This is a genomic window from Micromonospora sp. WMMD961, assembly GCF_029626145.1.
In the GTDB taxonomy this organism is placed as follows: Bacteria; Actinomycetota; Actinomycetes; order Mycobacteriales; family Micromonosporaceae; genus Micromonospora.
The window spans coordinates 553615-575448 of the sequence record NZ_JARUBJ010000002.1 but is presented as its reverse complement, the minus strand read 5'-3'; the positions used below and the strand labels follow the sequence as shown (position 1 = coordinate 575448).

Below are 21834 nucleotides of genomic sequence, written 5' to 3'. Positions count from 1 at the left end.
CCAGCGAATACCCCGGTCAATACAAAACCCACCCCACCCATCCCGTTGATCATGAAGTTGTTGCCCGGACACGCCGACGTCGATAGCAATAACTTCATGATCACCCACGGGGATTGAGGCCGGGAGGGAGGTGGGGGTGGAGGTGGGGGTGGGGGTGGGGGTGGGGTTAGGGGGTCTGGGGCCAGGTGGGGGTGCGGCCGGTTTGGGTCAGGAGGTGGGCCAGGTCGGGGCTGTCGGTCGGGGTGGTGGGTTGGGTGACCGGGTCGGCGAAGACGCCCATCTTGCGGGCGGTGGGGCCCAACTGCTCCACCAGCGCGTGCAGTTCGGCCACCGCCTCCGGGGCCGGTTGGTACGGCTGGCCGGTGGCGACCGCGAGGTCCCAGCCGTGCACTGTCAGGTCCAGCAGGGCCATACCGCCGATGACGGACTGCGGCATGCCCATGCCCGGTGACACGCCCTCCAATGTGGACGGGTCCGACCAGGCGGCGATCAACCGGCCGGTCTCCACCTCGAACCGGTCCCGCCAGCCGTCGCCCAGGTGGTCGGGCTTCTCGAGCCACTCCACCTGTCGCTTCTCGGCCAGGTCCTGGAAGTTGACCACCACCTGGAAGAGATGATTGAGCAGATCACGGACCAGGTAGTCACTGCACGGTGTGGGCAGGTCCAACTGGTCGTCGTAGACACCCCGTACGACATCGACGGTTCGCGGCGCGGCGGCCGCCAGCAGCTCGCTAGTCTGAGTGGACATAGGGCCAGCGTATGAGGGTGGTCTTGAACAAATGCGACAGCGACCGCGTGGCGACAGCCGGGGAATTCTCGACCCCGGGCGCATGCTGCGCGAGGTGCGCTTCCGCCGACACCTGCCGGCGGAGCCGCTGCGCCAGTGGGTCGAGCACTACTGGTTGATCGACTGGACGTTGCGCGATCCGTTCGAGCAACGGGTCGTGCCGCACCCGTCGGTGAACGTGGTGTTCCAACGGGACGGCGACGGGCCCGAGTCCGGCGAGGTGGCCGGAGTGGGCCTCGACCTGTTCCGGATCACACTCAGCGGCACCGGCCGGGTGTCCGGGGTGCAGTTCCGCCCCGGTGGCTTCCACCCGTTCTGGCAGCGCCCGGTCAGTGAGCTGACCGGCCGTAGGGTGCCGCTGCCCGCCGGCCGGTTGACCCGCCCGGACGTCCTGGTGTGCGCGGGCAGGCCCTCGGGGCTCTCGCCAACAGCGGCCAGCGACGACGAGCGCTGCCGGGCGCTGGACGCCCTCCTCAGCGCCTGGCAGCCGGAGCCGGACCCGATGGCCGAGGAGGCCATCCAGCTTGCCGAGGCGATCCGCACCGACCGGACGGTGCTGCGGGTCGACGACTTCGCCGCGCGGCACGACGTTCCGGTCCGCCGGTTGCAGCGGCTCTTCATGGAGTACGTGGGGGTCGCGCCGAAGTGGGTCATCCGCCGCTACCGGCTCCAGGAGGCGGTCGAACAGGCCGCCGGTGGCCCGCTGCGCTGGGCCGACCTCGCCGCCGACCTCGGCTACAGCGACCAGGCCCACCTGGTCCGAGACTTCACCGCCGTGGCCGGGATGTCCCCCGCCGCGTACGCCCGCTCGGTGCGTTGAGGAAGCCGAGACAGCCGACAGCTCAGCGGCGGCGCAGGACGACCACGGCGACGTCGTCCTGGATCTCCGGTGGGGCCAGCTCCACCAGCAACCGGGCACAGAAGCGGTCCAGGTCATCGTCGACGGTGGCGGAGAGCGCGGCGAGCGCGGCCATCCCCTCGTCGATGGTGGCGTCCCGTCGCTCGATCAGCCCGTCGGTGTAGAAGACCAGCGTGGCCCCGGCCGGCAGCACGAACTCCAGGTCGGCGGGGCGCGGGGCGCGGACGCCGAGCAGCGGCGCGGAGTGCTGCACGAAATCGACCTTGCCGTCCATGACCATTAGCGGGGGAAGGTGCCCGGCACTGGCCAGCCGGACCCGTCCGGTCGGTGGATGCAGCAGCAGTACGCAGAGCGTGGCCAGCTCGTTCGGCAGCAGGGTCCGCATCAGCTCGTTGACCCGGTGCAGGATCTCGCCGGGCTGGTGCCCCTCGACCGCGTACGCCCGCACCGCGTGCCGCAGCTCGGCCATCACGGTCGCCGCGTGCAGCGAGTGGCCGGCGACGTCGCCGATCGCGAGCAGCAGATGCCCGTCGAGCATCACCAACTCGTAGAAGTCGCCGCCCACCTCGGTCTGCGCGCTCGCCGGCTCGTAGCGCACCGCGAGGTCGAGGCCGGCCACGGTGGGCAGACCGCGCGGGAGCAGGCTGCGTTGGAGGGTGACCGCGATCCGGTGCTCCTCGTCGAACGAGCGTTGCCCCTCGACGGCCGCCGCCACCGCCTGAGCCAACTGCTTGAGCACCGGGGTCTGAGCGGTCTGGGTGGCGGTCGGGACCACCACGTACAGCGGGGCCCGATCCTCGCGCAGCCGGGCGGCGGCGACGGTCACCGTGTCGTCCGCCGGCCAGTCGACGAGCGCCCAGTTCTCCGGGGCCTCCACCCGCACCGTGGCACCGGTGGGCACCCCGGTGTCGTCGACGACCCACGGCACCACGGCGGCCACCGCGCCGGGACCGGCGCAGACGCCGGCCAGGCAGTCGCCGTCGAAGGTCTCGGCGATCACCGCCGCCGGGCTCCTGAAGATCTGGGCGGCACCCTCGGCGGCGGCCTCCAGCAGGCGCGCGAAGGTCGGCGCGGCGTGCACGGCCACGGTCGTGTCGGCCAACCCGAGCAACCGCTCGGCGAGCAGTTCGGCCCGCTGCCGGGCCTGGTAGTAGCGCAACACCGCCCGGGTGGTGGCGATCAGCTCCTCCGGCTCGATCGGCTCGGTCAGGTACGCGTCCGCACCCCGGGTCAACCCCTGGGCGCGGTCGGCCACGTCCACGGCGTGCGCCGACACGTGGATCACCGGCATCGCCGGATGCCGCGCCTTGATCTGTTCGCAGACTTCGTAGCCACTCACGTCGGGCAGTCGGACGTCGAGAACCACCAGGTCGATCCGGTCCGCCTCGACCCGGGCCAACGCCTCGGCGCCGTTCTCGGCCTCCAGCACGGTGAACCCGGCCCGAGTCAGCCAGCTGACCAACAGGTAACGCTTGGTACGACTGTCGTCGACCACCAGGATGGTTGTCGGCATGCCGTCCACGCTGTCACGCCCGGCCGGTGGGCAGGGAGACGGTGAACGTGCTGCCTTCGCCCGGCGCGCTGGTCAGCTGCAGCGTCCCGCCCAGCAGCGTCACCAACCGCCGGGCGTACGGCAGACCGAGGCCGGTGCCGCCGACCCGGGTGGCACCGGGCACCTGGTAGAACTCCTCGAAGATCCGGTCGTGCAGCTCGGGGGCGATGCCCGGCCCGGTGTCGCTGACCTCGAACTTCCACCGGTCATCCTGCCGGTGGGCGCTCAGTCGCACCTGGCCGCGCTCGGTGAACTTCAACCCGTTGTGCAGCAGGTTGCGCAGCACCTGGCCGAGCAGCACCTCGTCGGTGCGCAGCAGGGCCGGCACGGCCGGCTCCTCCACGACCAGCTCCACGTCCGGTCGGGTGGCCAGCGCGCGTAGCGTGCCGCGCAGTTGACCGAAGACCGGGCGCAGGTCGACGTCGGTCAGGTCCGGCTCGATCCGGCCGGACTCCGCCTTGGCGAGGTCGAGGAGTTCGTTGACGAGGTTGAGCAGGTCCGCCGCCGACGAGCGGATCAGATCGACCTGGCGGCCCTGCTCGTCGGTGAGCGGGTCGGAGGCGGAGTCGGTGAGCAACCGCCCCAGGCCGATGATCGCGGTGACCGGGGCGCGCAGCTCGTGGCTCACGTTGGCCAGGAACCGGCTCTTCGACTCACTCGCGGCACGGAGTTGGGCCGACTTCTCGTCCAGCTCGGCGTAGAGGGCGACGACGCCGCGGTTGGTCTCTTCGAGTTCCTCGGTGAGCTGGTTGTAGAGCGCCAGCACACCGCGGTTGGTCTCGGCCAGCTCCTCGTTCAGCACCGCCAGCTCGTCGCGCTGACTGCGCACCTCGTCGAGTGCGGCGATGAGCTGCCCGTTCTGCACGGTCAGCTCGTCCAGCGCACTGGCCGGCGCGGTCTGGCCGAGTTCGGTACGGAACTCGGCGAGCCGCTCCGGGGTCGGCGTCGGCGCGTTGGCCGGGACTCGTCGGGACATCCTCACGACCGTAACCCCCTCGACGGTCGACACGCTCAGTGTGTCAACCAGTCGGGACACCGCGCCGGACTGCGGCTCGTAGCGGCCGTCCGGCAGCGGGGTCACCGGGGCCAGGTCGGCGCGCAGGTGGAAGCGGCCGTCGGCGGCCGCGTCGACGTGGAACGAGACGTCCGCTCCTCCGGTCGTCCGCAGCAGATCCCGGGCGACCTCACTGAGCGCGGTGGCGATCCGCACCTGGTCCTGGTGTTCCAGGCCGACCACGGCGGCCACCTCACGGCCCCGCTGACGGATCACGAAGATGTCCTGTTCGACCCGCAGCGCCATCTGCAGCAGCGGCAGCGCGGCCCCGCTCATGCCCAGGACCTCGCGACCAGTACGCAGGCGTCGTCGCGGCGCACTCCGGCGTCGCGTAGCAGGGTCGCCGCCATGACCAGCGGGGATCGCTCGGCCAGGCCCGGGTAGTCGGCCATCCGCCACCGGTCGACCACCCCGTCGCTGTGCATCACCAGCCGGGCGCCGGGACCGAACGGGTAGTCGTACTCGCGGATTGTCGGCCGTTGGTGGCCGGCGATGCCGGGCAGCGACACCAGCCCTCGGCGATGGCCGTCACCGTCGACGATCACGCCGGAGATGTTGCCCAGGCCGGCGTAGTGCAGCACACCGGCCTCCGGCATCAGCTCGCCGACGGCGAGCGCGGCGCCCCGGGTGTGCGACATGCTCCGGTGCAGGTGACCGACCACCATCGCCGGCGGGCCGGCGGGGGCGTCGCGGAACGCGGCCAGCGCCGCTTCGGTGGCGGCCCCGGCCAGCGGGCCGTGCCCCAACCCGTCGCTGACCAGCACCTGGTGCCGCCCGTCGACGACCCGGACGGCATAGCCGTCGCCGCTGATCGTCTCGCCGGTCAACGGTCGGCTGAGGGCTCCGGCCCAGGACGGCGGCGCCGCCTCGGCCGGCCAGACCTGCACGGCGAGGACGGTGCCCCGGCCGGGCAACGAGTATCCGTCGAACCAGCTGGCCTGCCGGACGATGGCGCCCAGACCGATGCCGAGCGTGCCGGCGGTGGAGTGCCCGTCCCGGGACGAGACGGTGAGGTCGACCATGCCGGGCCCGGCGTCGATGGCCACCAGTTCCACACCGGCCTGCCCGGCGCGGCGTACCGGCCGGAGGAGCAGGACACCCTCGTCGGCGTGCTTGACCAGGTTGCTGGTCAACTCGGCCGCCACGATGGCCAGGTCGGCGATGCGCGCCGCCCCCATCTCCACCTGCGCACCGAGCCGTTCGGCGGCACGTCGGACGGCGCTCGCCGCGCTGCTGGCTTCCACCCGGAACCAGATGCCACTGTCGGTGACCGCGTCGGCGTTCACCTGGACCACTTGGTGACCGTGATCCGCGTGCCGGTCTCCGCCGACGTCTCGATCTCGAATTCGTCGACCAGCCGGCGCGACCCACTGAGGCCGAGGCCGAGGCCGCCGCCGCTGGTGTAGCCGTCGGTCATCGCCAGGTCGAGGTCGGCGATGCCCGGCCCGGAGTCGGCGAACACGATCTGCACGCCCTTGCGTCGGCCGTTGTCCACGACCGTCACCTCGACCGAACCGCCGCCGCCGTACACCAGGGTGTTGCGGGCCAACTCGCTCGCCGCGGTGACCAGCTTGGTCTGGTCGACCAGGGACAGCTTGCTGGCCACCGCCACGGCGCGGACCAACTGCCGGACGCGCACCACGTCCTCATCGCTGCGGACCGACTGCGCCTGCGGCTGGCCCAGGTCGACGCCCGCGGTCACGGCGTGGCCGTCTCGGCGTCCGGTTCGTCGTCGAGCTGGTAGTCGAGCTCGTCGGCGTGGGCCGCCGCGATCAGCTCCATGCCACGCTCGACGTTCAGCGCGGTGCGGATGCCGTTGAGTGACAGCCCGAGTTCGACAAGGGTGATGGCGACGGCCGGCCGCATGCCGACCACCACCGTCTCGGCGTCGAGCACCTTGGAGATCGACGCGATGGTGGAGAGCATCCGCCCGACGAAGGAGTCGACGATGTCCAGCGCGGTGATGTCGATGATGACGCCGTGGCAGCCGGTGGCGACGATCCGCTCGGCCAAGTCCTCCTGAAGCTGGACCGCCGTCTGGTCGGACATGTCGAGCTGGATGGAGACGAGCAGGATGTCGCCGATCTTGAGGATCGGCACCCGTTCCATCAGGCGTCCCGGCGCGGCTGGCGACGGGCGGTCTCCACCCCGTTGAGCCGCAGCACGTGGCGCAGCGCGTCGGCGAGGCTCGCCTTGGTGGCGATGTCGCCGAACTCGATCCCGAGCGCCACGATGGTCTGCGCGATCTGCGGGCGGATGCCGGAGATGATGCAGTCGGCGCCCATCAGCCGGGCGGCCACCACGGTCTTCAGGATGTGCTGGGCGACCTGGGTGTCCACCGCCGGTACGCCGGTGATGTCGATGATCGCGTACGGCGAGCTGGTGTCGACCAGGGTCTGCAGCAGCCGCTCCATGACGACCTGGGCCCGGGCCGAGTCCAGGGTGCCGACCAGCGGCACGGCGACGACGCCCTCCCAGAGCTTGACCACCGGGGTGGAGAGTTCGAGCAGCTGCTCGGCCTGGTCGGCGATCAGGCTTTCCCGGGTCCGGACGAAGCTCTCGAAGGTGAACAGGCCCATCTCGTCGACGAGCTTCGAGAAGGAGACGTAGTCGTGCAGCGCGTTCGGGCCGCCGTCCTCCTGCACCAGCTCGGCCAGCACGTCCTTCAGCGCGAAGATGCTGATCGTGGTCTCGCTGGCGGAGAAGCCCTGCCGGGCCCGGCCACGGGACAGCTCGGAGAGCGCGGCCCGCAGTTCCGCGGCGCTGTCGGCGGACAGGTCGATGGTGCCCTGCTCGCTGGTGGTGACGATGGCACGGTGCAGGTCCTCGACCTGACGACGCAACTCGGCCTGGCTCAGCCGGCCCCGCAACGAACTGGTGACGATCTCGGTCCACCGAGTCGTGACCCGTTCGGCCTGCCCGCCGAGCAGCGCGGCGAGCCGACCACTTTCTTCGGTGCTCAACGCCATTTCGAACCCCCTTGACCTGGACCGGGCGGACTCTATCACCGAGGGCTGATCAACTACTTGCCCCGTAGCAACGGAATGACGATGGCCACCGGATCCCGGCTCCCGTTCTGCGTTCGACCCCGGTCGTGGGATACCGTTCCCCCGATAACAGGAGGTCTGGCGAATGTCCTTGACGGTGCACACGGAACAGCGCGGCGACGTGGTCGTCGTGTCGGTCGCGGGCGAGCTGGACATGGCCACCGCACCGCAGCTTCAGGACCAGATCACCGACCTGCTCGACAAGGGCCGCAGCCGGCTGGTGTTCGACCTGGCGGACGTCTCATTCTGCGACTCGACCGGTCTGTCGGTCTTCGTCCGCGCCAAGAACAGCTGCGACGAGGCGGGCGGCGTGGTCCGGCTGGCGGCGCCACAGCGGGGAGTGCTGCGCATCCTCGAGGTGAGCGGGCTGGTCGAGGTGCTGCACACCTATCCGACGGTGGACGAGGCAGTCGCCGGCGAATCGACGCCAGCCTCCTCCTGACCGCAGCCGTTCCTCACTCGTCCTCGACGTAGCGCGGACGAGCGATCGCCATGCCCGCCGTGGTCTGCACGGCGAGAGCGCCCAGCAGGAACCCGATCGGGGCGGTCCAACCGCCGGTGGCCTCGTAGAGGATGCCGACCATCAGCGGGCCGAGGGCGGCGATCACGTAGCCGGTGCTCTGCGCGAACGCCGACAGCGCGACCGTTCCCTCGGCGGTGCGGGCGCGCAGACCGATCGCGGTCAGGATCATCGGGAACGCCCCCTGACCGATGGCCAGCAGCGCGACCCAGAGCAGGGCGGCACCACGCGGCGCCAGCGCCAACCCCAGGTAGGCCAACGCCGACGCGGTGGTCAGCCCGAGCACCAGCGGACGCAGGCTGCCCAGCCGGCCGGCCAGGGTGGGCATCAGCAGCGCGATCGGCACACCGAGCGCGGTCACCCCGGCGAGCAGCAGCCCGGCCGACTCCGGCTGGTAGCCGGCGTCGCGGAACAACTGGGCCAACCAGCCCATGATCGCGTACCCGCTGAGCGACTGCGCCCCGAAGTAGGCGGCCATCGCCCAGCCGAGCCGGGTCCGTGCCGGCCGGATCCGCGCTGGCGCGGTGGCGACCGCCGTCGGAGTCGCCCGCCGCACGCCCGTCCGGGTCCGCAGCGCCAGCGGCACCCACGGGAGTACGGCCACCGCGGCCATCGCGGCCCAGATGCCGAGCCCGGCCCGCCAGGACCCGAAGGCGTGCGCGATAGGCACCGCGGTGGCGGCGGCCAGCGTCGTGCCCACTGTCAACGCCATCGTGTACGCCCCGGTGACCAGGCCGGTGCGGTGTGGGAAGTGCTGCTTGACGAGCATCGGCAGCAGGATGTTGGCGACCGCGATGCCGGACAGCGCCAGCGCGCTGGTGAGCACGAAGACCCAGGTCGAGTCGGTGACGACCCGGAGCACCTGACCAACGGCGAGGGCGAGCATGGCGACCACCAGCACCCGGGCCGGCGCCACCCGGCGTACCAACCACGGGGTGAGCGCGCCGAGACCGGCGAACGCGATGGTCGGCAGGGTGGTGACCAGACCGGCGGTGGCACCGGAGAGGCCCAGCCCGTCGCGGACCTCGTCGAGCAGCGCGCCGAGGCTCGTCACCACGGCCCGCAGGTTGACCGCGACCAGCAGCATCCCGACCAGCACGAGCGCGCCGCCGGTTGCCGGGTGCGTCCGCCGGACCGCACCCGGGCCGTCGGCTAGGCGGGTGTCGACGGCGGCGGGGGCGGGGGGCGCCGGAGCGGCGGTGGGTGGCGGGGTCATGACCGCTAACCTACAATCATGGGATGAATTTGGGACCGGTGATGTAACCAGTGCCACCGTCGGTCGATTCCTCCTCCGCGCCCGCCGTGCCGCCGCGCGGCCAGCCCGCCGTGCCACCCCGTGGCCACCGGGTCCGGCAGACGATCGAACAGCTCCGCGCTCGGATCCTCGGCGGCGAGTGGCCGGTCGGCGGGCGCATCCCCACCGAGCCACAGCTGGTTGCCGCGCTGGGCGTCGGCCGCAACACGGTCCGCGAGGCGGTCCGCGCGCTGGTGCACGCCGGCGTGCTGGAGTGCCGGCAGGGCTCCGGCACGTACGTGATCTCCACCGACGAGCTGGCACCGGTGGTGGCCCGCCGCCTCGGCGACGACCGGATGACCGAGGTGATCGAGGTGCGCCGCGCCTTCGAGGTGGAGGCCGCCCGTCTCGCCGCGCTGCGGCGTACCCCGGAGGATCTGGCGGCGCTCGACGGCGCGCTCGCGGAGCGCGAGGCCGCCTGGCACGACGGTCGGGTCGACGCGTTCGTCGAGGCCGACGCGGCGCTGCACACGGCGGTGGTCGCCGCCGCGCACAACGCCATGCTCGCCGAGCTGTACGCCTCGGTCGGCAGCGCCCTGCGCAGCACCGTCGCCCAGGCGATGGGCGACGCGCTCACCCCGGAGCGCTACGTCGACCACAGCCGACTGGTCGAGGCGATCCGGGCCGGCGACCCGCGCCGTGCCGCGCTCGAAGCCGGCGCTTTTCTGGAGCCCGCCGAACGGGCATAGGTTGTCCCCGACAGAAAAGCGGACACCTCGGGAGTACGGATGCTCAAGGGCTTCAAAGACTTCATCATGCGCGGCAACGTCGTCGACCTGGCGGTCGGCATCGTGATCGGTGCTGCTTTCACGGGCGTGGTCACCCAGCTCACCAAGTCGTTCCTCGAACCACTGATCAAGGCGATCGGCGGGGGCACCAGCCTCTCGGCCGGGAAGTGGACACTCAACGACCAGGTCTTCGACTGGGCGGCGTTCATCAACGCCCTGATCACCTTCCTGCTCACCGCCGCGGTGCTCTACTTCTTCGTGGTGTTCCCGATGAACAAGCTGGCCGAGCGCCGGCAGCGGGGCGAGGAGCCGCCGCCGGCCGCGCCGAGCGAGGAGGTCAAGCTGCTCACCGAGATCCGGGACGCGCTGGTCTCCGCCGGTCACACCACCCCGGGCCAGCAGCGCGGGGCGCTGGACGACGTGCTGGGCCGCCGGACGGAACCGCCGACGCAGCGCTGACTCGACCGGATGCACATCGGCCCCTGTGGGAATCCCGCAGGGGCCGCACCTTCTCGTACGTGTGTTCGATAGAGTCCCGCCATGGAGCAGCGCAAGCACTGGTGGAACGGGAAGTGGGGGCGGCTGGCCCGGCGGGACGTCTTCCTGCGGGTGGACGCCGACCGGTGGCACGTCGAGCAGCGCGCCGGCGGGGCCGAGGGCATTTCCCGGTTCTACGAGTACGGCAGTGCGGACGAGGCCGAGGACACCGTCCGGGCCCTGCTCGACGGCCCGGACACCTGGCGGGAGCTGTCCCCCCGACCCCCGGGCAGTTGGACCCTGCCGAACGGCTGACCAACCACCTGCCGCCCTGCTGCCCTGCTGCCCTGCTGCCCTGCTGCCCTGCTGCCGGGCGCAGCGTTGCCGCCAAGGCGATCCCGGCGGCGGTGGGCTCTGCCGCCGGTTGCCGCCGCTCCAGGCCCGGGGAGGCGGTACCGCTCTTTGCGGTGATGCCGCTGGGGCATATTGATGCCACACAGGCATCAGGCTCTCCGGATATCGCCGCCCCCCGCTGCGCCGCCGGGCGGCGGGCGGGCAGCCGAGCGACGGCGTTTAGCGGCGCGCCGCCCCGGGAACCGGCATCGAATGGACCAGCAGGACGAGCAGCAGGCGACCATCTCGCGGATCACCACCGGGATGCCGGTGATCGACTCAGCCGGCACCGAGGTCGGGACCGTGGACCTCGTCCAGCGGGGTGACCCCAACGCGGTGACCGTCCAGACGTCGACCGCCGACCCGGGCAGCAGCCTGGACGAGCTGATCGAGGCGACCGCGGTCGAGGAGCCGGACGTCCCGGCCGACCTGGCCGCGCGGTTGCTGCACAGCGGCTACCTGAAGGTCTCGACGGAGTTGACCCGCACCGGCGCGGTCTACGTACCGGCCGACCGGATCGGGTCGGTGGCTGACGGCCGGGTCCTCCTGGCCGTGGGCATGGCCGACCTACCTCCCGAGGAGTGATCCGACCGCCCCGGCCCGTCGGCCGGTGGGGCGGTGGGTGGGCGGCGGTGGAAGAGCAACAGCATCAGGCAACCGGCGGCCAGACCCCAGAACGCGCCGCCCACGCCGATCAACGTCACCCCGGAGGCGGTCACCACGAAGGTGACCACTGCGGCCTCCCGGGTCGTCGGGTCGGCGACCGCAGAGGCGAGCGCGGTCGCGAGGGCGCCCAGCAGGGCCAGCCCGGCGACCGCCTCGATGAGGATCGGTGGGGCGACTGCGACAAGCGCGGTGGCCGCTCCGGCGCCCAACCCGAGCAGAGCCAGCCCGAGGCCGGCGGTGACCGAGGCGACCCACCGCCGCTCCGGGTCCGGGTGCGCGTCGGGGCTGGCGGCGAGCGCAGCGGTGATCGCCGCGAGGTTCACCGCGTGCCCGCCGGCCGGGGCGGCGAGCAGGCTGGCCAGGCCGGTGGCCCGCAGTGCGGCGCCGAACGGCGGCCGGTAGCCGTAGCCGACCAGCACGGCCATGCCGGGTACGTTCTGCGCGGCCATGGTGACCAGGAACAGTGGAACTGCCAGCCCGACCAGCGCGGAGGCGTTCCAGGCGGGCGCGGTCAGCGTGACCGACGGGACCAGCGCGGCACCGGTCGGACCGGCCGGCGGCGCGGTCAGCGCGATCGCCGCCACCGCCACCACCAGCGCACCGGGCACCGCCCAGCGGCGGGCGAACCGGTGTAGCAGCAGCCAGGCCGCCACCACCGGCCCGGCCACCAGGGGCAGCTCGACCAGTGCGCGGACCGGGGCGGTGCACAGCGGCAGCAGCACCCCGGCGAGCATCGCGCCGGCCACCGGCTTGGGGATGGCGGCCACCGCGCGGCCCAGTGGTGGAAACAGCCCGGCCGCGACGATCAGCACCCCGGAGACGAGGAAGGCGCCCACCGCGACGGGCCAACCGCCCGGGGGTGGCCCGGTCGCCACCAGCAGCGCCGCGCCCGGTGTGGACCAGGCCACGCTCATCGGTATCCGGTGCCGCCAGCCCAGCCAGGCGGCGGCGAGCCCGCACGCCACGCAGAGGGCGAGCAGGCCGGAGGCGGCCTGCTCGTCCGACGCGCCGGCCGCGCGCAGCCCAGCCAACACAACCGTGAACGAGCTGGCGAAGCCGACCAGCGCGGTGACCACGCCCGCCAGCAGTGGTTGCACACGTCCGGCCATCCCACTCCCCCGACTGTTCCGTTTACGGAACGACAGCGTGTAGCACCATAGTCGGGTGCCGCAGCCACCACCAGCCCGCCGCCCGGGCCTCGACGTGGATCCCGTCGTCGTCGGCCGTCGGGTCCGCGCCCTACGCGAGGAGCGGGGCATCTCGCTGTCCACACTGGCCCGGCTCGCCGGTGTCGGAAAGGCCACCCTCTCCGGCCTGGAACACGGCACCCGCAACCCCACCCTGGAGACGCTCTGGGCGGTCACCGCGCAGCTCGGCGTGCCGTTCACCGCCCTGCTGGCCGAACCGGCGGCCGAGCCGATCGTGCACGGCACCGCCGTCACCGCCACCCTGCTGGAGGTGTTCACCGACACCGACGCGACCTACGAGCTGTACCGGATGAGAGTCGCGCCGGGCGTCGTGCAGACCTCACCCGCCCACCAACCGGGCGTGACCGAACACATCACCGTCTTCGCCGGAGTGCTGCGCGCCGGGCCGGTCGACGCACCACTGACCGCCCCGGCCGGTGGCCACCTCCGCTGGGTGTCCGACGTGCCGCACAGCTACGCGGCGGTGGGCGACGAGGAGGTCGCCGCCAGCCTGCTGCTGCGCTACCCGCGCCGACGAGACCGGTCCTGACGACCCATATCTCAATCATTTTCGCCCCACGCAGTAGTGCGTAGAGACGAAGGCAGGGTCTTCTTGGCAAGCTTGACCCCATGACGCTGATCCTCCGCTCGGTCATCCTCAACGACATCGGCTTGGTGCGCACCAACAACGAGGACTCCGCCCTCGCCGGTGACCGCCTGATCGCCGTCGCCGACGGCATGGGTGGGCTGCCCGCGGGCGAGGTGGCGAGCGAGATCGTGATCCGGATCCTGGACGAGCTGGCCCCGCCCACCGACCCCGACGGTGCCGCCGACGCCCTGCGCGCCGTGGTCAGCACCGCCAACCAGCGCATCCACGCCGCCATCACCGTCGACCCGACCCGGGAAGGGATGGGCACGACGCTCACCGCGGCGCTGTTGGCCGGGGAGACTCTGGTGCTGGCCCAGGTCGGCGACTCCCGGTGCTACCTGCTGCGCGACGGGGAGCTGACGCAGCTCACCCGCGACGACACGTTCGTGCAGGCGCTGGTCGACCAGGGCACGCTCTCCCCCGACCAGGCGCGTCACCACCCGCAGCGGTCCCTGGTGACCCGGGCCGTGCAGGGAGCCGACACCCCACCGGCGATCGGGGTGCTCACCGTGGTCCCCGGCGACCGACTGCTGCTGTGCAGCGACGGGCTCTCCGACTACGTCGAGGACGACGCCATCGCGGCGGCGTTGGGCATGTACGCCGACCGCCAGCAGTGCGGCGAGCAACTGGTGAAGCTGGCCCACCACGCCGGCGCTCCGGACAACGTGACCGTCGTGGTCTCCGACGTCGTCGCCCGCTGACTAGTAGGACGCACTCCGCGGTTCACGGAACCCGCCGGATCGGGTCCGGCCACCCAAGTAGGTAGTTGTGCCATCTAGCTTGCACCGCTACTGTCCGACGCGTGGATTCCGACCGGCGCGGGCAGTGGCTGCGGGGGGTGCTCGACATCTGCGTCCTCGCCCTGCTGTCCGAAGGCGAGTCCTACGGCTACCAACTGGCCCAGGCGCTCGACACGGCGGGAGTCGGGCCGATCCAGGGCGGCACGCTCTATCCCGTGCTGTTGCGCCTACAGAAGACCGGCCTGGTCACCGCGCAGTGGCGGGAGGGCAGTGCCGGGCCGGCCCGCAAGTACTACCGGCTCACCGACGACGGACACGCGGCGCTCCGCACCGGCGGCAACGCCTGGCTCACCTTCGTCCGGCCGGTGAACGACATCGTCACGAAGGGGGTCACCCGGTGAACGCCGACGATTGGCTGCGGACGCTCACAGCCGAACTGCACCAGCGCCGGGTCGCGCCGGACACCGCCCGCCACGTGGTCGCCGAGGCCGCCACACACCTGCGCGAAGGGGGCGGCGACCCCTGGGTCGTCTTCGGTCCACCCCAGCAGTACGCGGGCGCGGTCGTGGAGAGCATCGGCACCGCGCCCGGACCACGTCCCGGGCCGGTACGGCTGCACGCGGCGGGCATCAGCAAGAAGTACGGGCGGCGAACCGTGCTGCGCGACGCCACGCTGACCGTCCGGGGCGGACAGATCGCCGCCGTGGTCGGCGCGAACGGCTGCGGCAAGAGCACCTTCCTCCGGATCTGCGCCGGGCTGATGTCACCGGACGCCGGTGAGGTGACCGTCTCCGGGCGGCTCGGCTACTGCCCGCAGTCCGGCGGCACCGCCGACTTCCTGCTCGCCGACGAGCACTTCGTGCTCGTCGGCGCCGGTCAGGGCGTGACCCGCGGCCCGGCCCGCCGCGCCGGTCGGGCGGCGGCTCGCCAGCTCGGTTGGGAGGCGGGCGGGGACGTGCAGGCCCGCCACCTGTCCGGTGGCACCCGACAGAAGCTCAACCTGACCATGTCCACGCTCAGCGCCCCCGACGTTCTGCTGCTCGACGAGCCGTACCAGGGCTTCGACCAGGGCACGTACGTCAACTTCTGGGATCAGCTCAGCAGGTTGCGCGACGCCGGCACGGCCATCGTCGTGGTGACGCACCTGCTCAACCAACTCGACCGGGTGGACATCGTGCTCGACCTGACCCCGGCACGAGAGACCGAGTGGCACGCGCCCGGCCGCCAGGGAGGTCACCTGTGAACCAGCTCGTCACCGTCGCCGAGATGACAGTTCGGGAGCTGCTGCGGCGTCGAGGCGTACTCCTGCTGTTGTTGTTGATGCCGTTGACCTTCTACCTGATCCGGCGGGACGGCTACCTCGGGCAGTCGGTCCGTTCGCTGCTCCTCGGCGTGGGCTGGGCGGTGAGCACCGCCGCGCTGTTCGCCACGACCGCCGCCCGTGAGTTGGAGCCGAGGCTGCGGCTGGCCGGCTACCGCCCCCACCACCTCTACCTCGGGCGGATGCTCGGCCTGTGGACGGTGGGGCTGGTCATCTCCGTGCCGTTCTTCCTGCTCCCGATGATCGACGGCGCGCGCCTGCGGTACGGCGGCCTGGCTGCGGCGCTGCTCTGTTCCGTCGCGGTGGCGGCACCGTTCGGGATGCTGATCGGTGCGCTGCTGCCCCGCGAGTTGGAGGGCACGCTGCTGCTGCTCACCGTGGTCACGGTGCAGATGTTGATCGACCCGGCGGGGTCCGGGGCGAAGTTGACGCCGTTCTGGTCGACCCGGGAGATCGCCACCTGGTCGGTGGACCACACCGACCAGGGCTATCTATCCCGTGGCCTGCTGCACGGGCTCGTCGTCACCGCCCTGCTGGCCCTGGGCGTGGCTGCGGTGGCCAGCGTCCGCCTGCGCCGCCGCCGGCACCTGCGACACCTGCAGGTCGGCTGACGCGGCGCTGGTCGACGCCGCAGATCGGCCGAATCCGGTTGCTACGACCCCTGCGGCGGGTTGAGATGGACGAATGACCATCCGCCGGGTGACCGCCGACGACCGTCTCACCACCAGCTTCCCGCTGGCCGCGTACGCCTTCGAGTCCTCGCCGCTCGGTGCCGCACGGATCGACGAGTTCCGCGACTACCTGCCCTACCAGGAGGGCAACCGGACGTTGATCGCCGAGGAGGGCGGCACCACGTTAGCCGCCGCCTCGGCAATCCCGATGCGACAGAACCTGCGCGGGGCGGTCCTGCCGATGGCCGGTGTCGCCGGGGTGGCGACCCATCCGCTGGCCCGCCGGCAGGGGCACGTCCGGACGTTGCTGCACCAACTCCTCGACGAGATGCGCGACGACGGGCACCCGCTCAGCGCGCTCTACCCGTTCCGACCCAGCTTCTACGCCCGGTTCGGCTACGTCGGGCTGCCCAAGCCGCGCCGGGTCACCTTCACCGCGGCCAACCTGGGCTCGCTGCTCCGGGTGGACCTGCCCGGCGAAGTGAGCTGGGAGCGCATCGCGGCCGGCTACCCGGCCTGGCGGGCGTTCACCGAGCGCCACCTCCAGGAACGGCACGGCTTCTCGGTCTTCCCGGACTACCGGGCGGTCGGGATGCGCGACCGGGACGAGTACTGGCTGCTCACCGCCCGGGTGGGCGGGGAGGTGACCGGCGCGGTGACGTACCGGATCGACGGGCACGGCGGAACGCTGCACGGCAACGAGATGCTGGTGGTCGACCCGCTCGCCCGGACGTTGCTGTTGCAGTTCTTCGCCCGGCACGTCGACCAGATCGAACGGATCACCGTCCAGGTCCCGCCCGACGAGCTGCCGGAGCTGTGGCTGACCGACCTGGATGTGCACGTCGAGGCGCGCACGGCCGTACCGGGTTCGTCGGCCCCGATGGCCCGACTGCTGTCGATGGACGCGTTGCGCGGGCTGCCCGCCGGACCAGGCCGGGTACGGGTCGAGCTGACCGGAGACCGGTGGCTGGCCGGCACCCACCTACTGGACGGCACGACCGGCGCGCTGGAGCTGGTCGACGACACCACCGGCCGTACGCCCACCGCCACCCTCACCGCGGCCGGGCTCTCCGCCCTGGCGTACGGGGTGCTGGACCCGGCCGAGCTGCCGTTGCGGGGCCTGGGTGAGGTGCCGGTGGACGCCGCCGCCGAGCTGCGCGGCATCTTCCCCCGCCGGGTGCCGTACCTCTTCGCCGACTTCTGAGCCTTCCTCACGACCGGGTTTGTCGGCCCGACGGCCGTGGGTAGTCTCCCGCGAATGCCGGAGTGGTTACAGGCGGGTGGGTGGGGCCTACTGGCCGGGTCGGCTCTGCTGGTCGGGGCGGCGGTCGGCTGGTTCGCGCGGGTGCCGCAGCGTCTCATCGCGTCGATCATGGCGTTCGGTGCCGGGGTGCTGCTCTCCGCCGTGTCGTTCGAGCTGATCGCCGAAGCGCACGAGCAGGGTGGTCTGCTGCCCACCGCGCTCGGCGCTGCCGCCGGTGCGGTCGTCTACACGGTGGCCAATCTGGTGCTCGCCCGACACGGTGCCCGACACCGGAAGCGCTCCGGTGACCAGCAACCCTCCGAGAACGAGAAGCCCGGCTCCGGGTCGGCTATCGCCGTGGGCGCCCTGCTCGACGGCGTACCGGAATCGGTGGTGATCGGCGCGAGCCTGCTCAGCGGTGGCACGGTCAGCCTGGTCACGGTGGCGGCGGTCTTCCTCAGCAACGTCCCGGAGGGCCTGTCCAGCGCGGCCGGCATGCGTCAGGCCGGTCGACCCCGGCGGTACGTCTTCCTGCTCTGGACCGGGATCGCCCTGATCAGCGGAGCCGCGGCGCTGCTCGGCAACACACTGCTGGGCGGCGCTCCACCGGAGGTGCTGGCCGGGATCACCGCGCTGGCCGCCGGCGCGATCCTCGCGATGATCACCGACACCATGGTTCCCGAGGCATTCGAGGACGCGCACCTGCTGGTCGGCCTTATCACCGTCGCCGGTTTCCTGACCGCGTTCGCCCTGTCCCACGCCTGATGACGGCGTCTTAGCTGCGTATTAAACCGGCACGGCGGATTCGTCGCGACACCGTCACTGCTCCTAGCATCACGGGGTGCGCATGACGTCGCTTGCCGCCCTGCTCGTCCTCGGTGTCGCCACCGCGACCCTGCCCGCCTGCGCGGCCGACGACCCGGCGCCCGCTTTCCAGCCCGGCTCGTCCACCTCGCCGACGGCACTGGCGACCGGCGACCAGAACGCCGCGCCGGAGGCCCGCGACGGCCTCGGTGGCCCGGGTGCCAGCGCGAGCCCGAAGCCCGCCGAGAAGGTCCTCGCCGCGGGCAACCCGAACGGCAAGGCCAGCGTGCCGGCCGAGGGTAGGGCGGTGGACACCTCGAAGCCGACCCGGACCATCGGCACCGGCACCCCGGCGAGCTGCACCTCCGCAGCGGTCGTGAAGGCCGTCGCGGCCGGCGGTGTCATCACGTTCAACTGTGGGCCGGCGCCGGTGACGATCAAGATGACCGCCACCGCGAAGGTCCGCAACGCCAACGGACCGAAGGTCGTGCTGGACGGCGGCGGCACCGTCACGCTGAGCGGCCAGGGGCAGCGCCGCATCCTCTACATGAACACCTGCGACGAGGCCCAGGGCTGGACCACCTCACACTGCCAGAACCAGGATCACCCCCAGCTCACCGTGCAGAACCTGACGTTCACCGACGGCAACTCCACCGGCGACAAGGCCGAGGGCGGCGGCGGTGGGGCGATCTTCGTCCGTGGTGGACGGCTGAAGGTGGTCAACTCGCGCTTCGTCCGCAACCGCTGCGACCGCACCGGCCCCGACCTGGGCGGCGCAGCCGTCCGGGTGCTCAGCCAGTACGAGAACAAGCCGGTGTACGTGGTCGGCAGCACCTTCGACGGCGGTTCCTGCTCGAACGGAGGGGCGCTGAGCAGCATCGGCGTCTCCTGGGTGGTGCTGAACAGCCTGCTCAAGAACAACGAGGCGATCGGTAGCGGGGCCAACCCGGCCAAGTCCGGCACGCCCGGCGGCGGCAGCGGCGGCGCGATCTACTGCGACGGCAACGAGTTCACCGTCCGGATCGCCGGCACGATCATCGAGAACAACAAGGCCAACGAGGGCGGCGGCGCGGTCTTCTTCGTGAGCAACAACCGCACCGGCACGATGCGGATCGAAAGCTCGACCCTGCGCCGCAACCCGAGCGCCAAGTTCGAGACCCGCGGCTTCCCCGGCATCTTCTTCCTGGGCGCCCAGAACCCCACTGTCACCGGTTCCAAGCTGAGCTGACCCCCGCCGCCGGCTGCTCCCTTGCGTCCGCCGTGCGGATGCCCTCCGGTGATCAAGAGGTTTCGGTCACCGGAGGCGCGTTTCTGACCGAAACCTCTTGATCACCCGGATCAGTAGGGGTTCCCCTGGCCTGGGGGGCGGGCCTTCAGGAGAGCAGCGGGGCGGCCGGGCAGGTCGCGGGTGCCGGACATCGGCGGGCTCGGCGTGTGGTCGCCGTCGGCCATTCCGGCGAAGAGTTCCTTGAGGGCCGCGATCGCGCTGATCTTGGGCTGCCAACCGAGCTCGGTCTCGGCGCGTTCGCTGGACATCAGCGGGGCGTTCAGACCCAGCTCCACCCAGCCCGCGTCGACCGGCTGCAGCCGCGCCCGCCAGCTCAGCGCCGCCGCCGCGCGCAGCACCGGCGCGGCGACCGGCACCGTCCAGCCATGGAAGTGCCGGGCCACCAGCTCCGGCGTCAGCACCGGGTCCGCAGCGACGTTGAAAGCGCCGCGCACATCACCCAACACCGCCCGGGTGTACGCATCAGCGACGTCGTCGGCGTGCACCGCCTGCATCCGCAACCGGCGGTTCGTCGGCACCAACGGAATCCGACCGAAGCGCAACAGCCACACCGGCGCCAGCGGGCCGAGAAAATAGCGGGTGATCTCCACACCGGCGGCCCGCTGGAAGATCAACCCGGGTCGCATCCGCACCACCCGCAGCGTCGGGTGCTCCCGCTCGACCTCGTCCAGCAGCGCCTCGACCTCCGCCTTGTGCTCGCTGTACGACGAGCCGGCCACACCGGTCGCCGGCCACCGCTCGCTGATCGGGTGGTCCTTCGGACCGGGCGCGTAGGTGCCGACCGACGAGGCGTACACCAGTGCCGGCACCCCGGCCCGAACCACCGCGTCGATCACCGCCCGACTACCGTCGACGTTGGTCCGGCGCAGCACCCGCTGGTCATGGCTGGGCTGGATCTGCCAGGCCAGGTGCACCACCGCGTCCGCACCGGCGAAGATCTCGGCCAGCTGGGGTGGGGCAGTCGGCGCACCGACGTCGCACGAGTGCCACTCCACCTGGTCGTACGGCTCGCCGACATCCGGGCCGGGCAACCGCCGGACCACCCCGGCCAACTCCACGCCCCGCTCCCGGCGCAGCCGCCGCAGCAATGCCGTACCGACGTTGCCGCTGGCCCCCACCACCACGATCCGCATGCCCGACCCCGTACCCGCCCAGCAGCAGCTCAACCACCACGCCCCGCCCCGCGCGGCCGGCGGCTTGATCCACTGGGTTTTCTGAAAGTCGCGGTATCCGGGCGGGCACGACACCCCGGCTTCCGGAAACCCGGGTCGATCAGGGGTGAGGAAGGTCCCGACCTGGCGGTTCCACCGTCCCGGACACCGCCACATCGCGAACCTCGTGACGATCAGGTCCGCCGATTGCCAGGCATCGACACCTGGCCGGAAGCCGAGAGCCGGCATCGCTCCCTGTCAGGTAACCTGAGCGCGCGGGCCGCTAGCTCAATGGCAGAGCTGTGGACTTTTAATCCATAGGTTCAGGGTTCGAGTCCCTGGCGGCCCACTCTTCCGCAGGTCAACCGGCCCTCCACCGGTCTCTTGCGTTGGTGCGCGTGCCCCGTACAGCAGTGAAGTACAGCAGCGAGCCGGCCACGCACACGCATGTCTCTATCGGCTCACCTGAGGTACAGTTTTCTGTACTTGCCATGGAGGTGGTCATGCGGACCGTGAATTTCACCCAGCTACGGCAGAACCTGGCCGCCGAACTCGACAGCGTCATCAACGACGCGGAGGAAGTGGTGGTGACCCGATCCGGCCACGAGCCCGTGGTGATCGTGCCGCTTGCGGAGTACGAGTCGATGAAGGAGACCGAGTACCTCCTGCGCAACCCCAGCAACGCCGCCGCGCTGCGCCGATCGATGGCAGAGCTGGAGAAGGGTGATGCGGCCGAGCGGGACCTGATCGACCCGGCCAGCGTGCGGGACGTCGCGTGAGGCTGGTCTTCACCGCAACGGCATGGAGCCAGTACCTCAGCCACACGGATCGGAAGCTGGTCAAGCGCATCAACGACCTCATCGCGGACGTGATGCGCAACGGATACGAGGGCATCGGCAAGCCTGAGCCCCTTCGGGGAGAGCTGTCCGGCTTCTGGTCCCGCCGGATCGATCGCGAACACCGCCTGGTGTATCGGATCACCAAGGACGACGTCGAGATCATCGCCTGCCGGTACCACTACGGCGACCGATAGCGGACCGGAACCGGCAACCCAGCGGTCATCGGTCGAGCGTCTGGCCGAGCCGCTTGAGGGCGTCGCGGGTAGCCGCCGAGGAGACCACCGTGTATATCTCCATGGTGATGGCGAACTGCGCGTGCCGCAGGATCTGCATCGCCACCCGAGGGTGCACGTCCAGGTCCGCCAGGAGCGAGGCGCAGGTCCGCCGGCATCCCTGACGGTCATCCGCCGAACGCCGGCCGCGTCACAGCGGCGGTCCCAGAACCGGTTGAAGTTGCGCGGCTCGACCGGCCGACCAGGCTACGCAGCAGCGCGCCGCCGGTGTCGACAAGGCACCCACGCCGTGTGGCGAATCGAAGGCAGCGCGGACGAGCAGGGCCCCGCT

Annotated in this window: 26 protein-coding genes, 1 tRNA gene and 1 pseudogene; 17 read left to right on the top strand and 11 right to left on the bottom strand. The window is 71.5% G+C overall.

The annotated features are described in order from the left end of the window. Positions 1-166: 166 nt before the first annotated feature. The gene (locus tag O7614_RS02845; RefSeq protein WP_278136934.1) at positions 167-748 is read right to left on the bottom strand and encodes a TIGR03086 family metal-binding protein; all 582 of its coding nucleotides are present in this window, start codon (positions 746-748) and stop codon (positions 167-169) included. Between the two features lie 31 nt (positions 749-779). Here O7614_RS02845 and O7614_RS02840 point away from each other — a divergent pair, with 31 nt between their 5' ends. Beyond that, complete coding sequence (locus tag O7614_RS02840; RefSeq protein ID WP_278136933.1) at positions 780-1607, top strand: AraC family transcriptional regulator; 828 nt, start codon at positions 780-782, stop codon at positions 1605-1607. Positions 1608-1629: 22 nt separating this feature from the next. On the opposite strand, the gene O7614_RS02835 is transcribed toward O7614_RS02840, so the two are convergent. From O7614_RS02835 to O7614_RS02810, 6 genes are read right to left on the bottom strand one after another with little or no spacing between them, the layout of a single operon-like run. Continuing rightward, positions 1630-3159 (bottom strand): SpoIIE family protein phosphatase, encoded by a 1530-nt coding sequence (locus O7614_RS02835; protein ID WP_278136932.1) that lies wholly within the window; start codon positions 3157-3159, stop codon positions 1630-1632. Positions 3160-3172: 13 nt separating this feature from the next. Next, positions 3173-4528 carry an ATP-binding protein gene (locus O7614_RS02830; RefSeq protein WP_278136931.1) on the bottom strand — a complete coding sequence of 452 codons (1356 nt, stop codon included), beginning with the start codon at positions 4526-4528 and terminating at the stop codon, positions 3173-3175. Then, positions 4525-5538, bottom strand: a complete 1014-nt coding sequence (locus tag O7614_RS02825) for a SpoIIE family protein phosphatase (protein ID WP_278142129.1) — start codon at positions 5536-5538, stop codon at positions 4525-4527. Before O7614_RS02825 ends, O7614_RS02830 begins: the two co-directional genes overlap by 4 nt. Further along, the gene (locus O7614_RS02820; RefSeq protein ID WP_278136930.1) at positions 5535-5954 is read right to left on the bottom strand and encodes an anti-sigma regulatory factor; all 420 of its coding nucleotides are present in this window, start codon (positions 5952-5954) and stop codon (positions 5535-5537) included. The genes O7614_RS02825 and O7614_RS02820 overlap by 4 nt, the downstream gene beginning before the upstream one ends. Further along, positions 5951-6361 carry an STAS domain-containing protein gene (locus O7614_RS02815; RefSeq protein ID WP_278136929.1) on the bottom strand — a complete coding sequence of 137 codons (411 nt, stop codon included), beginning with the start codon at positions 6359-6361 and terminating at the stop codon, positions 5951-5953. Before O7614_RS02815 ends, O7614_RS02820 begins: the two co-directional genes overlap by 4 nt. Further along, entirely contained in the window at positions 6361-7221 is an 861-nt protein-coding gene (locus tag O7614_RS02810) for an STAS domain-containing protein (RefSeq protein WP_278136928.1), read from the bottom strand. Before O7614_RS02810 ends, O7614_RS02815 begins: the two co-directional genes overlap by 1 nt. A gap of 163 nt (positions 7222-7384) precedes the next feature. Here O7614_RS02810 and O7614_RS02805 point away from each other — a divergent pair, with 163 nt between their 5' ends. Beyond that, entirely contained in the window at positions 7385-7741 is a 357-nt protein-coding gene (locus O7614_RS02805; RefSeq protein WP_179781714.1) for an STAS domain-containing protein, read from the top strand. A 13-nt stretch (positions 7742-7754) separates the two neighbouring features. Here the strand turns inward: O7614_RS02805 and O7614_RS02800 are convergent, their stop codons facing one another. Then, positions 7755-9035, bottom strand: a complete 1281-nt coding sequence (locus O7614_RS02800) for an MFS transporter (RefSeq protein ID WP_278136927.1) — start codon at positions 9033-9035, stop codon at positions 7755-7757. 86 nt (positions 9036-9121) lie between these two features. On the opposite strand from O7614_RS02800, the gene O7614_RS02795 reads away from it, so the two are divergent. The 4 genes from O7614_RS02795 to O7614_RS02780 all read left to right on the top strand — a co-directional run bounded on the left by O7614_RS02795 (position 9122) and on the right by O7614_RS02780 (position 11296). After that, entirely contained in the window at positions 9122-9802 is a 681-nt protein-coding gene (locus O7614_RS02795; protein WP_278142128.1) for a FadR/GntR family transcriptional regulator, read from the top strand. Between the two features lie 39 nt (positions 9803-9841). Continuing rightward, positions 9842-10300, top strand: coding sequence for a large conductance mechanosensitive channel protein MscL (mscL, locus tag O7614_RS02790; RefSeq protein WP_278136926.1), 459 nt, complete (start codon positions 9842-9844; stop codon positions 10298-10300). A gap of 81 nt (positions 10301-10381) precedes the next feature. Beyond that, the gene (locus O7614_RS02785; protein WP_238642919.1) at positions 10382-10633 is read left to right on the top strand and encodes a hypothetical protein; all 252 of its coding nucleotides are present in this window, start codon (positions 10382-10384) and stop codon (positions 10631-10633) included. Between the two features lie 291 nt (positions 10634-10924). Next, positions 10925-11296, top strand: coding sequence for a hypothetical protein (locus O7614_RS02780; protein WP_278136925.1), 372 nt, complete (start codon positions 10925-10927; stop codon positions 11294-11296). On the opposite strand, the gene O7614_RS02775 is transcribed toward O7614_RS02780, so the two are convergent. Beyond that, entirely contained in the window at positions 11209-12486 is a 1278-nt protein-coding gene (locus tag O7614_RS02775; protein WP_278136924.1) for a benzoate/H(+) symporter BenE family transporter, read from the bottom strand. The genes O7614_RS02780 and O7614_RS02775 overlap by 88 nt on opposite strands. Before the next feature lie 55 nt (positions 12487-12541). Between O7614_RS02775 and O7614_RS02770 the strand changes: the two genes are divergently transcribed. The 8 genes from O7614_RS02770 to O7614_RS02735 all read left to right on the top strand — a co-directional run bounded on the left by O7614_RS02770 (position 12542) and on the right by O7614_RS02735 (position 19220). Then, positions 12542-13114 carry an XRE family transcriptional regulator gene (locus O7614_RS02770; protein WP_278136923.1) on the top strand — a complete coding sequence of 191 codons (573 nt, stop codon included), beginning with the start codon at positions 12542-12544 and terminating at the stop codon, positions 13112-13114. Between the two features lie 80 nt (positions 13115-13194). Further along, positions 13195-13914: a protein phosphatase 2C domain-containing protein gene (locus tag O7614_RS02765; protein ID WP_278136922.1), complete on the top strand. Its 720-nt coding sequence runs from the start codon at positions 13195-13197 to the stop codon at positions 13912-13914. Positions 13915-14015: 101 nt separating this feature from the next. Further along, a complete protein-coding gene (locus O7614_RS02760) occupies positions 14016-14354 on the top strand; it encodes a PadR family transcriptional regulator (protein ID WP_278136921.1) in 339 nt (112 codons plus the stop codon). Next, complete coding sequence (locus O7614_RS02755) at positions 14351-15196, top strand: ATP-binding cassette domain-containing protein (RefSeq protein ID WP_278136920.1); 846 nt, start codon at positions 14351-14353, stop codon at positions 15194-15196. The genes O7614_RS02760 and O7614_RS02755 overlap by 4 nt, the downstream gene beginning before the upstream one ends. Continuing rightward, a complete protein-coding gene (locus O7614_RS02750) occupies positions 15193-15885 on the top strand; it encodes a hypothetical protein (RefSeq protein ID WP_278136919.1) in 693 nt (230 codons plus the stop codon). Before O7614_RS02755 ends, O7614_RS02750 begins: the two co-directional genes overlap by 4 nt. Before the next feature lie 73 nt (positions 15886-15958). Further along, positions 15959-17149, top strand: a complete 1191-nt coding sequence (locus O7614_RS02745) for a GNAT family N-acetyltransferase (RefSeq protein WP_278136918.1) — start codon at positions 15959-15961, stop codon at positions 17147-17149. Between the two features lie 54 nt (positions 17150-17203). After that, the gene (locus O7614_RS02740) at positions 17204-17953 is read left to right on the top strand and encodes a ZIP family zinc transporter (protein ID WP_278136917.1); all 750 of its coding nucleotides are present in this window, start codon (positions 17204-17206) and stop codon (positions 17951-17953) included. Between the two features lie 82 nt (positions 17954-18035). Next, a complete protein-coding gene (locus O7614_RS02735) occupies positions 18036-19220 on the top strand; it encodes a hypothetical protein (protein ID WP_278142127.1) in 1185 nt (394 codons plus the stop codon). Between the two features lie 110 nt (positions 19221-19330). Here O7614_RS02735 and O7614_RS02730 read toward each other — a convergent pair whose 3' ends face one another. Next, positions 19331-20413, bottom strand: coding sequence for an NAD-dependent epimerase/dehydratase family protein (locus O7614_RS02730; protein WP_278136916.1), 1083 nt, complete (start codon positions 20411-20413; stop codon positions 19331-19333). 295 nt (positions 20414-20708) lie between these two features. On the opposite strand from O7614_RS02730, the gene O7614_RS02725 reads away from it, so the two are divergent. The 3 genes from O7614_RS02725 (at position 20709) to O7614_RS02715 (ending at position 21464) form a co-directional block, all read left to right on the top strand. Then, a tRNA-Lys gene (locus tag O7614_RS02725) sits at positions 20709-20780 on the top strand. Positions 20781-20934: 154 nt separating this feature from the next. Next, positions 20935-21210, top strand: coding sequence for a type II toxin-antitoxin system prevent-host-death family antitoxin (locus O7614_RS02720; protein ID WP_278136915.1), 276 nt, complete (start codon positions 20935-20937; stop codon positions 21208-21210). Further along, on the top strand, positions 21207-21464 hold the full coding sequence (locus tag O7614_RS02715; RefSeq protein WP_111242115.1) for a Txe/YoeB family addiction module toxin: 258 nt from the start codon (positions 21207-21209) through the stop codon (positions 21462-21464). The genes O7614_RS02720 and O7614_RS02715 overlap by 4 nt, the downstream gene beginning before the upstream one ends. Positions 21465-21489: 25 nt before the next feature. Here O7614_RS02715 and O7614_RS02710 read toward each other — a convergent pair. Continuing rightward, positions 21490-21746: pseudogene (locus O7614_RS02710) on the bottom strand (site-specific integrase); the annotation flags it as partial. Positions 21747-21834 lie beyond the last annotated feature (88 nt).